The organism is Pelagibius sp. (assembly GCF_965227505.1).
Taxonomy (GTDB): Bacteria; Pseudomonadota; Alphaproteobacteria; order Kiloniellales; family Kiloniellaceae; genus Pelagibius.
Genome location: NZ_OZ245757.1, coordinates 4,048,369 through 4,062,370 on the forward strand (window position 1 = coordinate 4,048,369; position 14,002 = coordinate 4,062,370).

10 protein-coding genes are annotated in these 14,002 nt (G+C 65.8%); 5 read left to right on the top strand and 5 right to left on the bottom strand.

Going from position 1 to position 14,002, the window contains the following annotated elements; translation table 11 throughout:
* Nucleotides 1–15: 15 nt before the first annotated feature.
* Together glsA and ACO06P_RS19065 are read right to left on the bottom strand one after the other, a co-directional pair.
* On the bottom strand, nt 16–2,178 hold the full coding sequence (gene glsA, locus ACO06P_RS19060) for a glutaminase A (RefSeq protein ID WP_420346808.1): 2,163 nt from the start codon (nt 2,176–2,178) through the stop codon (nt 16–18).
* A gap of 120 nt (nt 2,179–2,298) precedes the next feature.
* Nucleotides 2,299–3,558, bottom strand: a complete 1,260-nt coding sequence (locus tag ACO06P_RS19065) for an ammonium transporter (protein ID WP_420346809.1) — start codon at nt 3,556–3,558, stop codon at nt 2,299–2,301.
* Between the two features lie 526 nt (nt 3,559–4,084).
* On the opposite strand from ACO06P_RS19065, the gene ACO06P_RS19070 reads away from it, so the two are divergent.
* The gene (locus ACO06P_RS19070; protein WP_420346810.1) at nt 4,085–5,683 is read left to right on the top strand and encodes an ABC transporter substrate-binding protein; all 1,599 of its coding nucleotides are present in this window, start codon (nt 4,085–4,087) and stop codon (nt 5,681–5,683) included.
* A 38-nt stretch (nt 5,684–5,721) separates the two neighbouring features.
* Here ACO06P_RS19070 and ACO06P_RS19075 read toward each other — a convergent pair whose 3' ends face one another.
* Nucleotides 5,722–5,964 (bottom strand): YdcH family protein, encoded by a 243-nt coding sequence (locus tag ACO06P_RS19075; RefSeq protein ID WP_420346811.1) that lies wholly within the window; start codon nt 5,962–5,964, stop codon nt 5,722–5,724.
* Between the two features lie 195 nt (nt 5,965–6,159).
* Between ACO06P_RS19075 and ACO06P_RS19080 the strand changes: the two genes are divergently transcribed.
* The 4 genes from ACO06P_RS19080 to ACO06P_RS19095 all read left to right on the top strand — a co-directional run bounded on the left by ACO06P_RS19080 (nt 6,160) and on the right by ACO06P_RS19095 (nt 11,547).
* Nucleotides 6,160–6,546 carry a MerR family transcriptional regulator gene (locus tag ACO06P_RS19080; protein ID WP_420346812.1) on the top strand — a complete coding sequence of 129 codons (387 nt, stop codon included), beginning with the start codon at nt 6,160–6,162 and terminating at the stop codon, nt 6,544–6,546.
* A gap of 313 nt (nt 6,547–6,859) precedes the next feature.
* Nucleotides 6,860–7,807: a nuclear transport factor 2 family protein gene (locus ACO06P_RS19085; protein ID WP_420346813.1), complete on the top strand. Its 948-nt coding sequence runs from the start codon at nt 6,860–6,862 to the stop codon at nt 7,805–7,807.
* Nucleotides 7,808–7,969: 162 nt separating this feature from the next.
* Nucleotides 7,970–9,142, top strand: coding sequence for a 4-hydroxybenzoate 3-monooxygenase (pobA, locus tag ACO06P_RS19090; RefSeq protein ID WP_420346814.1), 1,173 nt, complete (start codon nt 7,970–7,972; stop codon nt 9,140–9,142).
* Nucleotides 9,143–9,336: 194 nt separating this feature from the next.
* Complete coding sequence (locus ACO06P_RS19095; RefSeq protein WP_420346815.1) at nt 9,337–11,547, top strand: C45 family autoproteolytic acyltransferase/hydolase; 2,211 nt, start codon at nt 9,337–9,339, stop codon at nt 11,545–11,547.
* Nucleotides 11,548–11,567: 20 nt separating this feature from the next.
* Here ACO06P_RS19095 and ACO06P_RS19100 read toward each other — a convergent pair whose 3' ends face one another.
* Both ACO06P_RS19100 and ACO06P_RS19105 read right to left on the bottom strand, forming a co-directional pair.
* Nucleotides 11,568–12,797, bottom strand: coding sequence for a YbiU family protein (locus ACO06P_RS19100; protein WP_420346816.1), 1,230 nt, complete (start codon nt 12,795–12,797; stop codon nt 11,568–11,570).
* Between the two features lie 10 nt (nt 12,798–12,807).
* Nucleotides 12,808–13,989 (bottom strand): LacI family transcriptional regulator, encoded by a 1,182-nt coding sequence (locus ACO06P_RS19105; protein WP_420346817.1) that lies wholly within the window; start codon nt 13,987–13,989, stop codon nt 12,808–12,810.
* Nucleotides 13,990–14,002 lie beyond the last annotated feature (13 nt).

The window sequence follows — 14,002 nt, forward strand, 5'->3', positions numbered from 1 at the left end:
CGACGGCTCGTTTGCTCAGGCCGTTACGGCCCGCTGCTTTTCGCGGCGCTTTGTCGTGCCGCTGCCCTCTTTCCTGCTCCCCTCTTTGCCGCGGTGGCGGCGCAGCAGCGCCGCGACCTCCTTGCAGCCGTGGCGCAGGGCGTCGTCCAGCGGCGTGTTGCCCCAGCGGTCCCGTGGGTTCAGGCTCAACTTCTGGCGGATGAAGTACTGCACCATCTCCAGGTGCCCTTCGGCGGCAGCGAGGTGGAGCGGCGTGCGGGCGTCGTAGTCCGCGGCATCCAGGGGCACGCCCTGGGCCACCAGCCGCCGGATGGTCACCAGGTCGCCGCTGCTGGCGGCCCAGATCATCTCCGCCGTCTTGTGAGTATCCGCTTGCAGCACTGCGCCCCCCTTGGCGACGCCGTGACTGGTCTGGTGGCTCAGGGCGCCGCGCCTGCCGCCGGCAGCTTCCAGCAGCGCGATGATCTCCGCGTTGCCGTGCAGGGTGGCGTCGTCCAGCGGCGTTCCGCCCCAGCGGTCGCGGGGATTGAGGTCGACGCTGCGGGTGCCCTCGGTCTTCTGCTCGATGAAGAACTGCACCACTTCCGCCTGATTTTCGGCCGCGGCCAAGTGCAGCGGCGTGCGCCGGTCGTAGTCGGCGGCGTTCAGGTCGGCGCCGCGCAGCAACTGCTCTCGCATGGCGCTGAGATCGCCCTTGCTGGAGGCCCAGACCAGCTCGTTCACCTTCACCGCCTGCAGCTGGATGCGGCTGACCCGGGGGTCTTTCTTGTCGGAATGGCCGGTCAGGTTGTCGTAGTTGTGGAAGTTGAAGGTCTCCACGAGGCGGCGGCAGAAATCCAGTCCGCGCACCGAGTTGCCAAGCTCATCGAGGCGCGGCGACCAGGCGCAGAGGCCCATGACGTTGGGAATCACGATCATGACCGCGCCGGAGACGCCGCTCTTGGCGGGCAGGCCGATGGTGAAGGCGAACTCGCCTGAGAAGTCGTACATGCCGCAGGAGGACATCAGCGACAGGCAGGACTGCACCGTCTCGGTCTGAAAGATGCGCCGCCCGCTCACCGGGCAGATGCCGCCGTTCGCCAGGGTGGCGGCGACCAGCGACATCATCTCGCAGGTCAGCTCGATGGAACAGCACTGGAAGTAGAAGTCGAGCACGTCCTCCAGGTCCGCGCCGGCGGGAAAGGCGTTCTTTTCGCGCATGTAGTAGGCCAGGGCGAAGTTGCGGTCCGCCGTCGCCCGCTCGGAGAGATAGACCGGCGTGCTGAAGCGCGGCTTTTCGCCGCCGCAGAGCGCCTGCCAGCGCTCCATCACAAAGTCGATGCGGCTGCCCGACCAGCCCCGGGACTCGAGGTCGCCGAAGGCGTAGCGGCGTTTCTTTTCGGTCTTTTCCCTGTGCTTGATCAGCGCGCAGCTGAGGATCGCCCCGGCGTTGATCATCGGATTGTGCGGACGGCTCTGCTTGTCGAGCAGCAATTCGTTGAAGCTGCTGCCGCTGGGCTCGTGACCGATGAAGGAGTGGACCGTCTCAGCGCCGTGTTCCTCCAGCGCCAGGCAGTACATCACCGGCTTGCAGACGGACTCGACGGGAAAATAGATCTCCGCATCGCCCGTTGCGTGGCGCTGACCGTCGATGGTGCAGAGGGCGAGGCCGAACTGGTCGACATCAGGCTCGGGCAGGTTGAGTTGGGGAATGTAGTCGGCCGGCTTGCCGTCGCGGTTCTTGCGCGTCTCGGCAAACATGCGGTCGATCTCGCGGCAGAAGTCCTCGAAGTCGGGGACGACCAGATTGCCCTGCAGCGCCCGTTCGATCAGCAGGATGTTGTGGCGGATCGCACGGTTGAACGCGTCCTTGGGAATCCCTGGCTCCGGCTCTTCCTCGTCGTCGGCCTGCAGGCTTCGATGGTGCGCCTCCAGGGCGGCCATGCTTTCGTGCAGCCGCGGGTCCTCGGCGGAAAGGCCGACCTCCTTCAGGACCTGCTCCAGGTCGCTGCGCAGGACCTGATGATCGTTGTCCAGATCCAGGGCGCGGAACAGCATCTCCTCGCGGGCGTCGATGACCGGATGGCCCTCATCGCTTTGACCCTGCGGCTTCACGGCGCTTTGGGGTTTCTTTCGGGCACCGCTCGGGCGCTCGGCATCGCGGAGAATACTCTGAGACCTTTTCAAGCTGTTCGACATGGTCTTGTTTCCCCAAGTCTGTGACTCTGTCCAAAGGGCTCCAAAGGAGACGGTGGAGGGCCGAAGCCCCCCACCGGTTGCGTCGCGCCTGCCGGCGCCGCATGTGGCAGCGGTTTCCGGTCAACGCGATGAGAGGTTGAACTCCGGATAGGCCCGCATGCCGGTTTCGGCTTGATCGAGACCGAGGGACTCGACCTGCTGGCTGATCCTGAGGCCCATCGCCGTTTTCAGAGCCAGCCATATGATTGTGCTGGCTGCGGTGACGAAACCGCCGACCGCCACGACGCCCAGCGCCTGGGTGGCGAAGCTGGCCTCGCTATTGGTCAGCGGCACGGCCAGGGTGCCCCAGATGCCGGCGGCCAGGTGCACCGGGATGGCGCCGACAACATCGTCGATCTTTAGGCGGTCCAGCAGCGGCACCGTCGCCACCACCAGGGTTCCGCCGACGGCGCCGATCAGCAGCGCCATGCCGAGGCTGGGCGTGTCGGGCCCCGCCGTGATGCTTACCAGACCGGCCAGGGCGCCGTTCAGCGCCATGGTCAGATCGACCTTGCGGTTCAGCAGCTGCGACAGCCCCATCGCCGCCAGCACGCCGCCGGCCGAGGCGATGGTGGTGTTGGCGTAGATGTTGGCGATGGCGATGGCATCCGCCGCCGAGCCCAGCGCGAGCTGGGAGCCGCCGTTGAAGCCGAGCCAGCCGAACCAGAGGATAAAGGTCCCCAGGGTGGCCAGCGGCAGGGACGACCCGGGCATGGCCGCGACGCGGCCGTCCTCGCGGTACTTGCCGGTTCTTGCGCCGACGATGATGGCGCCGGTCAGCGCCGCCCAGCCACCGACCGAATGGACGATGGTCGAGCCGGCGAAATCGGCGAAGCCGCGCTCGGCCAGCCAGCCGCCGCCCCAGTGCCAGGCACCCTGGACCGGGTAGATCAGCGCCGTCAGGACGGTCACGAAGACCAGGAAGGGCCAGAGCTTGATGCGCTCCGCCAGGGCGCCGGAGACGATGGAGGCCGCCGTGGCGACGAAGACCATCTGGAAGAACCAGTCGGAGGCCGCCGCATAGCCGGCGGAGAAGTCGCCGTTCAGCGCAGCGCTGTCATCGGCGCCCCACCAGCCCAGCGAGCCCACCACGCCGCCGTCGACGCCGTCGTACATAAGGTTGTAGCCCACCAGGAAGTAGGTGACGCCGGCGATGGAAAAGAGCGCCAGGTTCTTCAGCAGAATGGTGGTGACGCTCTTGGTGCGGACGAGGCCGGATTCCAGCATGGCGAAGCCCGCCGCCATCCAGAGCACCAGCGCGCCGTGGATTAGAAAGGAGAAAGTGTTGAAGACATAGGCCGTCTCTGATGTGACCGCGGCCTGGGCCGGCGCCGCGGCCATAAGCGCCACAGCGGCGGCAGGAAGTGCGAACCGGAGGGCGCGTCGACCGCGGCTCCGATCTCCAGGGAAAGACATTGCATGCTCCATAGAAGAAAGCGGATTGGCGCGGAGGCTCTTCAGCCTCGGCGACGGCGCCCAGGAGCATGCCTAGTCGCGTTCTTTTTCAGAAAGATGTCCCAGTCGAGAAAAAAGAACTTTTCCTGTTTCTATCGGAGAAACAGAGCTGAAATATATAAACGCACCTCATAGCATCCATTATTTATTGTTATATTCTCTCTTTGTTCATGGATATTTAGGGTGGCCGACACTTTAGGGTTATTGCTATCCGGAACGGCAGGATTTTCTTCGCAAAAACCACCCTGCGATCTTGGAGCAGAGTCCTCAACCGGGTCCCGCCTTGGTGGGCCGGCGCCCGGTCCGGCTGATGGTTGGACCTCCGGGAAGCTCAGGAATACACTCGGCCGAAGGCTTCGGGAAACGGGGACAGGCCAATCGGTCCGGCCAAAGAATTTGGGAGAGCGTGCTTATGAACCGCTGCATTTTCAATCGGCTGATGGGTGCGGGGCTGGCCGTGCCGCTGGGGCTCAGCCTCGCGCTGGCCATGACTCCTGCTGCCGGCGCCAAGGAATTCCGCTGGGCCTCGACAACCGATCCCCAGACCCTCGATCCCCACGCGGTCAACTCGGCCCCGGTTCTCGGGTTTCTCAACAACGTCTACGAAGGGCTCGTGCGCCGCGACCGCGACATGAAGATCGAAGGGGCCCTGGCGGAACGCTGGCGTCCGCTGGGGGCGGGCGGCTGGCGCTTTCACTTGCGCCGGGACGTGACCTTCCACGACGGCTCCGCCTTCACGGCCGAGGACGTGCTGTTCTCCTATCAGCGCGCCAGCGCCGAGGAGGCCGACGTGCGCTCCTGGTTCGCGCCCGTGCGCGAGGTGAAGATCATCGACGACTTCACCATCGACTTTATGACCACGGCGCCCAACCCGATCTTTCCCGGTTCCATCGCCAATTTCATGATCATGGACAAGGACTGGGCGGAGGCCAACGGAACCGCCCGCACCACCACCCAGGCCGAGACCTACGCCACCCTGAACGCCAACGGAACCGGTGCGTTCCGGGTGGCGGAGCGCTCGCCGGGCGTGCGCACGGTGCTGGAGCCCTTCGAGAACTGGTGGGGCGAGCGGGAGCACAACCTGACCCGCGCGGTCTTTACGCCGATCACCCAGCAGGCCACCGCCGTGGCGGCGCTCATCTCCGGCGAGGTGGATTTCATCAATCCCGTCCCCCTGCAGGACGTCCCGCGGCTGGAAGCCGCCGCCGGGGTCAAGGTGCAGCAGGGCGTCGAGGCCCGGGTTATCATGCTGGGCTTCGCCCACAAGGCCGAAACGCTGAAGTTCTCCGACGAGACGACCGAATCGAACCCCTTGGCCGATGTGCGGGTGCGGCGGGCCATCTATCAGGCGATCGACGTCGATACCCTCATCAGCAAGGTCATGCGCGGCAACGCGGCGCCGGCCAGTCTTCTGGTGAGCCCGGCGATGCATGGCTACAGCCCGGACCTTGCGGCCCGCGAACCCTTCGACCCGGCGGCCAGCAAGGCGCTGCTGGCCGAGGCCGGCTATCCGGAGGGCTTCAGCTTCGGCCTCGCCTGCCCCAACGACCGCTACATCAACGACGCCAGCCTCTGCACGGCGGTGGCCGGCATGGTGGCGAAGGTCGGCCTGACCGCCAAGCTGAACACCATGCCGGTGCGCCAGTACTGGCCGGAGCTGCGCGCCGATCGCTTCGACATGTACCTGCTCGGCTGGTCACCCGGCACCTTCGATGCGGAACACCCGGTGCGCTTCCTGCTGGCCACGCCAAACGCCGAAAAGAAGCTGGGAAGCTGGAACTTCGGCGGCTTCTCGGACGCGCGCATCGACGAACTTCTGCCACAGATCCAGCGGGAGCTGGACCCCGACATCCGGCAGTCGATGCTGGACGAGGTGCACCGGCGCCTGCAGGCGGAGGTGGCCTATGTGCCGCTCCACGTGCAGCCGCTGGTCTGGGGTATGAAGCAGACAATCGAGGTGACCCAGAGGGCCGACAACTTCTTCATTCTGCGCTGGGTCCGGGTGAACTGAGGCGCGCCCATCAGGGGGCGTTCCTCAGTACGGGGACGTCAGGGCGCGGTCTGCAGCATCTCGGCGATCTCGTCCTTGAGCATCAGCCGTTCCTTCTTCAGGTCCTCGGTGCGCATGTCCGAAGCCGCCTCGACCTCGCTTTCGATGCGGTGAATTTCCCGATTTACATGGTGGTACTGGTCGGCCAGGCGGGCAAAGTGGGCCGACTCCATCTTCAGGCGATGGATCTTGTCGGCGGCTTCGGGAAACTCTTCGGCCAGTTCGTGGGGGGTATGGGTCATCTGTCGCTCACCGGAGTCGTTGAGAAGTCTGTCTCAGCAGGCCATGATCGCTCGCCTGAGACATTGATCCTGGTCAAGCCGGCTCTGCGGCCGGCTCTGCGGCCGGCCCTGCGGCCGGCGCGGCGGGAAAAGGGCCGACGGCTCCTTGACATGCGGGGTTGTCGATCACAATCTACAGTGAACGTAAGGTGTTGAATGAGCAGAATGCGGATCGGCGAGCTTGCGGAGCGGACAGGCCTGAGCCAGCGAACCATACACTTCTATGAGGAAAGGGGATTGATCGCGCCGAGCGAGCGGGAAGGCCGTGGCTATCGCTACTACGACGAAACGACTCTGAAGCGCCTGGAGAAGATTGCCGCTTTGAAGGACATCGGGCTGTCGCTGGAGGAGATCGCCGGAGTGATCGATCTCTACTTCGCCGACGAGTCGGGCATTCTCGGCAAGCGGCGGGTTCTGGAGATCCTCAACGGGCACCTCTCGGAGACCGAATCCCGACTTTCCGCCTTGCAGGGTTTTCGCAAGGATCTGAAGGCGAACATCAGAAAGCTCGAAGGTTTGATCCAGGAAGCGAAGAAGTCCTGACAGTTCCGACATCCGTGTTTTTTTGCCCAAAACCTACAGCTGACGTGAACTGTTAAATGTGGATGAGAGGGGCCGAAACCCATGTTTCCTGCAGGCTGACGGCGACGGTGAGCCGCCATGTCCTGCTGAGCCGCTGACTGCCGGGCGGCGCGCCGCGGTCAGCGCGCAACCATGCAACAAGGAGAGGCTAAACATGCAGTTTCTATCAAACGGCAAAGGCCGGGCAGCTGTCGTGGCAGGACTTGCGGTCCTGCTGTCGTCCTCGATGCAACCGCTGGCCGGTACACCGGAAGCAGACAGGAAAGGAAATCAGATGCGTGCAAGCGCAACGACCGAAGTGCCTGCGGCGGAGGTCTTCCGGGCTCTGCTGCCGCAAGACTACGCCGCTGTTCTGACCCTTGAAGGCGCGATGGACGGAACCCCGATCGTCCTGCACCGCTATCAATCCGGCGGCGACGCGGAGCCTGACTTGGGCGGCGAGCATGCGAGCCTGGTTGTGGAGCGCGACAGCGGTCGCCTGAAGGGCTTTACCCGCCTCTATGCCGGTGTTTCCGACGGTGCTTTACCGGGAGAGGACGCTTCGCGCAACGGCGCCCTTGCCTTCCTGCGGCAGCAGGCACCAGACCTCCTGAAGGACTACGAGGTTCTCTGGATCGACCGCCATGACGAGGTCGTAAGGATCGCCGGCCGCGACACCACGGTCAGCGGGACGAAGGTCAAGTTCCGCAACCAGGATGACGGGCTTTACTTCTGGGTCATCCTGGCAGCCGACGGCTCGGTCATGACTTTCGAACGCGATATCCACTGGATCACCTTTCCCGGGCGCCGGGGCACGGAGAAGTGGCTCCACGACACCTGGCTTCAGGAGCAGGGCAGCCTTGCAGGGAAGGAGCCAGAAGTCCGCATCGCATCGGTGGTTGACGACTACTTTCAGGGTGCATTTCACGGCGACCGGGCGCGGCTTCTGGAAACCTTCGACTCCGATGCCCGCATTGTCGGGTTTTTCGGCGACGAACCCATGGATCTGGGCGCGGAGGCCTTTGTCGATCGCGTGGTTTCCGAGCCGTCCCAGGCTTCCCAGGGGGCGATCATGGACAAGACGATCCTCTCCATGGAGGTGATCGGGCGCATCGCCCTGGTGAAGGCCCGCGTCCGCGTCGGTGACCACGTCTTCATAGACCTCCTGACCCTGCACCGGACGGCCGAGGGCTGGCGCATCCGCCACAAGAGCTTCGATGTGGAACCCGGATCGGCGGCCTGAGTTTCGGATGCCTCCTTTCCCTGGTAGCTCCTTCTCAACGTGATCGTTGCTTCGCGGCGCAAAGCCCGTCACCCTTGATGGCATAACGAAGACCGTTCCGGCTGCCGCTCCCAAGGCGCAGCCGAAACGGCATCACAGGGAAGCCAGTTCAAGGGGGCATCTATGCGCACGCAGGTGGCGATCATCGGCGCCGGCCCGGCCGGCCTGCTGCTTGGCCAGCTGCTGCAGCGCGCGGGGATCGAGACGGTGATTCTCGAACGGCGCTCTGCGGACTATGTGCTCGGGCGCATCCGCGCCGGCGTCCTGGAACAGGGAACCGTGGAGTTGATCGCCCGGGCCGGCTGCGATGCGCGGCTGCGGGTGGAAGGGCTGCCGCACGCCGGCGTCAATCTCTGCTTCGGCGGCAGGCGCCACCGCATCGACCTTGCCGCGTTGACCGCCGGCAAGGAAGTGGTGGTCTACGGCCAGACCGAGGTGACCCGCGACCTTATGGAAGCCCGCGCCGCCGCCGGCGCGAGAACCGTCTACGAGGCGGCCGGCGTCCACCTGGAAGGCTTCGACCGCGCGCGGCCGGTGGTGCATTTTCTGAAAGGCGGTATCGCCCAGACCCTGGAGTGCGACTTCATCGCCGGCTGCGACGGCTTCTACGGTGTCAGCCGGCAATCGGTTCCGGAAGGCGCGCTGGAAACCTTCGAGCGGGTCTATCCCTTCGGCTGGCTGGGTCTGTTGGCCGACGTGCCGCCGGCCAACGAAGAGCTGATTTACGTGAACCACGAGGACGGCTTTGCGCTCTGCTCCATGCGCTCACCCACCCGCAGCCGCTACTACCTGCAGTGCGCCGCCGACGAAAAGGTCGAGAACTGGAGCGACCAGCGCTTCTGGGACGAGCTGCGCCGCAGGCTCGACCCGGAGGCCGCCGCGGCGCTGGTCACGGGGCCTGCGCTCGAAAAATCGATTGCACCCCTGCGCAGCTTCGTTGCCGAACCCCTGCGCTTCGGCCGGCTTTTTCTCGCCGGGGATGTCGCCCACATCGTGCCGCCGACCGGGGCCAAGGGCCTCAACCTCGCCGCCAGCGACGTGCACTACCTTTCCGAGGCGCTCATCGAGTACTACGGCGAAGGCTCCTCCGCGGGGATTGACGCCTATTCGACCCGCGCGCTCGCCCGGGTCTGGAAAGCGGAGCGCTTTTCCTGGTGGATGACGTCGCTCCTGCATCATTTCCCGGAAAACGGACGCTTCGGCCATCGCATACAACTTGCGGAGTTGGAGTACCTGGTGTCCTCCCGGGCCGCTGCGGCCTCCCTGGCCGAGAACTACGTCGGTCTGCCCTTCTGAGCGTCACGCTGCGGGCCATTCCACTCGCCTTTTGCTCCACCCTTTGCGCCCTGAGCCCCCTCTTTTGCCCTTTGGCTTATGCGATTGTTTCGTGCTCTATGAGGCGGTGTGACTTTCTCCACAGCAGGCGGGCGCTGGGGACCTAGAGTGTCGCCCGCAAGCATCCTGGACCGAGTCTGCGATTGGGGGAGAGCATGAGTGGGGTGATCGAAGGCTGGGAGCAGGCGCCTGAAGTCCTGCCCGACGGGCAGGGGCGCGCGGAGAGCAGCCTCAGGCGTTTGACCATCGACGGCCAGCCCTTCTTCGTTCTGAAGCAGCGCGGCCGCTTTCCCGACATGGCTTACGACCATGGCCGGCTCCTGGCCCAGGAGATTCAGGACGGCGCCTTTCCCGAGATCGTCTCGACCATTGCGCGCGGGGTGAACCTGGAGAGCGACACCCTCAGCCACGTGGCCGCCGCGCTCTACCGCTGCTACAGCGACCGCATCCTCAGGCACTGCAGCGACGAGTTCAAAGACGCGGTCGACGGACTGGCGGCGGGCTACCGCGAGGGTCTCGCCAATCCCGCGTTCTCCGATCTGGAGGTGCGCGATGCGCTGATCGCCATCGAGGTGGGCAACATCATCGACGCCGTGATGCGGATCTTTCAGATCCCCGGCGTGCGGGCGTTTAGGGCGCCGGCCATCCTTGCTCTCGTAACCTCGAGACTGGCGGACCCGGACACCAAGGCCTATCTCGAAGACGCCAAGGACGATGCCGACAAGCAAAAGGACATCGCCGCCGCCCTCAAGGCCATGTCCGGCCCCAACAACCGCATCGACTTCGCCTGCACCGGCTTTGCCGTGCCGGGGCGCCTGACCCGTGACGGCCGTCACCTGCATGCGCGCAACCTCGATGCCGACCTCTTCCACTGGAACAAGGCGCCGGTGCTCTCGCTTCTCGATGAGACCGACGGCAATCCGGGCTGGCACCGCTATGCGGCCTTCGGCACGGCGGGGCTGATCTACCCCGGTGGCATCAGCGGCCTCAACGATGCCGGCCTCGCGGCCTCTCTGCACCAGATGTCGACCACGCAGTACGAAAGCGGGTTTCTTATCGGCCATGCCGACATCTGCCCCTTCGTCGAACAACGGGTGCTGCGCGAGGCCGCCACGGTGGACGAGGCGGTCGACCTGGTAAAGGACAGCAAGCACTTCGCCGCCTGGACCATCTTCGTGTCGGAGGCCCGGACCGGGCGTAGCAGGCGCATCGAACTGAACGGCGAGCGCGTGCGGGTCACCAAGCACGAAGGCGACGCCGTTCCGCAGACCAATCACTTCCTCCATCACGACATGGCCGAGCGCCTTTTCGACGAGGACGACAACCACTTCAGCCCCACCTTCGGCAAGTGGCTGGAGACCCACGCCCGCTTCGAGTCGGTGGAGGCCGCGCTGAAGGAGGAAGGCGAGCAGCGCCGCATCGATCTCGACTGGGCCATCGACTGGCTGGCTTCCAGCCGCGATGGCGCGCTGGAGAAGATCCGCACGGCCTTGCCGACACCGCCGGATCCGCTCTCGGCGGAACGCGCCTACGGGCGGGTGCCGCGCAAGGTCTACGGCCAGCTTGGCAGCGTCGTTCTGGCCGACCCAGAGCGCCGCAGGGGCAAAGACGAGGTCTGGATGACCACCGGCGACCGCGCGCCCAGCCCGCACAGCAGCTATGCAGGCTGGCAGGTCGACTGGGAGGCCTTCGAGCTGGCGCCGGTGGACCCGGTGCCGTTGCGCCGCGTGACGCGTTATGCCGAGGACGACCGCAAAAACTGGGAGGAGTCCCTGGTTCGTTATCTCTGGGCGCGGCTGGCCGTCTCGCGGCCCCGCGATGCCGAGGGCGACCTTCTGCGCCGGCGTCTCAGCGACACGGAGGAAGCGGAGGCCCTGGCCCGCGCCCTCCATCTGTTGGACTCCGCCATCGAACTGGCCGCTGCGGACCGTATCGTCGAGCCGCCCTATCACTACATGCGCGCGCGCTCCCACCACGCCGCCGGCGACTATGCGGCGGCGGAGCGGGACTGGCGCCTGCTGCGTGCGATCTGGGCCTGGCAGAACGACGGTCCGGCAATCGCCGCCGACTGGCCGGTCGCCACGCCGCGGGTCATGCCCTTGATGCATCCTTTCGAGGCCGCGCTGGTTGCGCTCCTCTCCGCGGTGACCGAGGACCTGCGCCATGGCAACACGGACTGGAACGGCCGCGAGGCGCGGCTGGATGAGGCCAAGGCACTCTTCCTGCAGCTTCAGCAGGACTACTTTGGCACGGACGGGCCCGTCCACTTCGATCTCGAAGACTGGATGGACCTGCTCGAGGAAGTGCGCGAGCAGGGCGGCGGCGCCGTCGACCTCCCCGAGGCCAACTTCGTGACGGCGGAGTAGCCTTCTAAAGCGTCGTCTGGCTAAAGCGCCATCTGGGCGCGGCCCAGGTCGGTCAGGTCGTCCAGGGTCGCGCGGCCGCGGAAGTCCACCTCGTAGTTCTCCGGCGCGAAATCCGGGGCACTCTCCCCGGCGAGGAAGCTGGCGGCCTGCTTGCGCGCATAGGCCTCGTTCTTGGGGCAGCGCGGTGACGCACCGACGTAGATGACGTTGGCCTCTTCCTTGCCGTTGTGTTGATCTTCCACGGCATGGATCAGGTCAGGGTGCCACCACACGGTGTCGCCGGGCTCCACCTTGGGGATCGAGACCAGACCCTTCAGCAGGTCCGCGTGCCAGTCCGGATGGGCCACGAGGGCGCGGCCCGGCAGGGCACCGCAGAGTTCGTCATCGGCCACGTCCGGCTGCAGTGCGCGCAGCAGCATGAAGGCCATGCCTTTGGCGATGGGCACCAGCTGCAGGGTGCCGTCGTGCGGGCCCTGGGCGGTCAGCGCCGTCCAGCCCTGGAAGGAACGGAACATGGAACAGACGGCGGGGGAGGGGAACTCCCGGGTCTGGGTGCGGTAGGCCGCCTTCCAGGGATCGTAGGCGCTCCAGTCGCCGGCGAAGACGGGCTCGTAGATCTTCTGGAAGGCCGGGTCGACCCAGCGCTCGTAGGAGCCGGCGTCGACATGCGGGGAGAGGCCCAGCTTGCTGTCGCCCGGCTGGCGCCGGCGCGTGCGGTCGGCATAGGCATAGTCGTTATCGGGGTCGAACTCCCGGCCGACCGGGCTGTCCACATCCCAGAGCCGGTTCAGGAAGCGCTTGGTGACGGCCATCTCCTCGGCCTGGCGCGCTTCGATCTGCGGCTTCGACCAGTAGAGCCCGTAGATCTGCGGCCGATCCGCCTTCAACTCCTCGAAGTACTTGTCCATGCCCGCTTTTTCCTGGGCCTTCTCGAGATAGTCGTTCTCGTCGATGTAGAGGCCGACCTGCTCGTTCCAGGCTTCCGCGCGGGCGCGCGGGAAGACACCGCGGATCACGGCCGCGCCGCGCCGGCGCACCTGGGCGCGCTGGGCGTCGCTGACCTTGTCGGTCTTCACCGCTTCGAAGTCGAGGGAGGGAACGGCGGAACCGGCCTTCGTTTCTTCCTCGAAGATGGCCGCAACCTCCCGCTCCATGGCTTCGCGCACCTTGGCGAAGGCTGTCTCCACATCCTGGCGGGCGCGCAGGTCCCTCTTGGCCTCGATGATGTAACGGCGGATGGCTTCATCCATCGGCGTCTCCTCAAACCTGTTCGGGTTGGCTGCCCCGGGTTTGGCTATCCTGGGATTGGCCAATAGGGGCGCTTGTCGCCGGGGCGGCGGTTCTGAATCGCAGTTCCGGTTCTCTCACGGTCTGCAGGCTCTCCACCGGTTCGTCGTTGATGCGGCGCACCAGCAGGCTCGCCAGGGTGCGGCCGGTGGCGGTCAGATCCTCGAAGATCGTGTCGATGGCCGGGGTCGTGTGGTCGAGCGCCGAGGAGGTCTGCTTGGCCACCAGATCGAACTCCCGGCCCGGCGTCATGCCCGCATCGCGCAGCCCCGCCGTCAAGGCCAGCGCCGAGATGTCGCCGGAGCAGATGAAACCGTCGGGCGGATCGCTCTCTGCCATCATCCGGTGCAGGGCGTTGCGAATGTCCTCGGGCGCCGTGTCGGTGTTGATGCCGGGGTTTGTGCCCGGCCCGAGACTCGGGGCCGGAACCGTCGCTGCGCCGAACTGATGGGCGGCCCGCTCGAAGCCCATCATCATGTGGTTGTGATAGGTGACGCCCTCGGGCGGCGCGATGATGCAAAGCCGCCGCCGGCCCTTCTCGATGAGCCGCTTGGCCGCTTCGAAGGCAAAGGCGTAGTTGTCGAAGTCGTGGAAGGGGTGGGGGGTGGCCAGCTCGCTGCGCCCATGGCAGACGAAAGGAAAGCCCATTTCCAGCAGGTAGCGGATGCGCTCGTCTTGCGGACGGGTGCGCGACAGGATGATGCCGTCTGCGGAGCCGGTCTCGATGATGTAGCGGATCGGCTCCATGGGATCGCCTTCCAGGAAGTGCGGCGTCACCACCAGGTGATAGGCCGTGTCGCGCAAGGCCTGGGAGATGCCGAAGATCATCGAGGTGCCGTAGCCCATGACCTCTTCGTGGGGGTTCAGGACCAGGGAAATCACGTTGGTCTTGCCGGTGCGCAGCCGCACTCCGGCCCGGTCGGGCCGGTAGCCGATATCGCGGGCGATGCGGCGCACCCGCTTCTTGGTGTCCTCGCCGATCTCCGGGCCGTCCTTCAGGGCCCGGGACACCGTGGTCACGCCGAGATTGGCGATCTCGGCAATCGTCTTCAGGGTCGGCCGCTTGCCGGGCTCGACGGCGCCTGGCGCCGGGCCGCGCGGAGCGGTTTCCGGCGCTGCCTTGGCTGCGGTTTCCGACTTGTCCCTGGGTGCCACGGATCACCATCTC

What these genes read in the sequence shown, in the direction of transcription:
- glsA (WP_420346808.1), bottom strand. Translation starts at nt 2,178, where the DNA reads ATGTCGAACAGCTTGAAAAGGTCTCAGAGTATTCTCCGCGATGCCGAG.
- ACO06P_RS19065 (WP_420346809.1), bottom strand. Translation starts at nt 3,558, where the DNA reads ATGGCCGCGGCGCCGGCCCAGGCCGCGGTCACATCAGAGACGGCCTAT.
- ACO06P_RS19070 (WP_420346810.1), top strand. Translation starts at nt 4,085, where the DNA reads ATGAACCGCTGCATTTTCAATCGGCTGATGGGTGCGGGGCTGGCCGTG.
- ACO06P_RS19075 (WP_420346811.1), bottom strand. Translation starts at nt 5,964, where the DNA reads ATGACCCATACCCCCCACGAACTGGCCGAAGAGTTTCCCGAAGCCGCC.
- ACO06P_RS19080 (WP_420346812.1), top strand. Translation starts at nt 6,160, where the DNA reads ATGAGCAGAATGCGGATCGGCGAGCTTGCGGAGCGGACAGGCCTGAGC.
- ACO06P_RS19085 (WP_420346813.1), top strand. Translation starts at nt 6,860, where the DNA reads ATGCGTGCAAGCGCAACGACCGAAGTGCCTGCGGCGGAGGTCTTCCGG.
- pobA (WP_420346814.1), top strand. Translation starts at nt 7,970, where the DNA reads ATGCGCACGCAGGTGGCGATCATCGGCGCCGGCCCGGCCGGCCTGCTG.
- ACO06P_RS19095 (WP_420346815.1), top strand. Translation starts at nt 9,337, where the DNA reads ATGAGTGGGGTGATCGAAGGCTGGGAGCAGGCGCCTGAAGTCCTGCCC.
- ACO06P_RS19100 (WP_420346816.1), bottom strand. Translation starts at nt 12,797, where the DNA reads ATGGATGAAGCCATCCGCCGTTACATCATCGAGGCCAAGAGGGACCTG.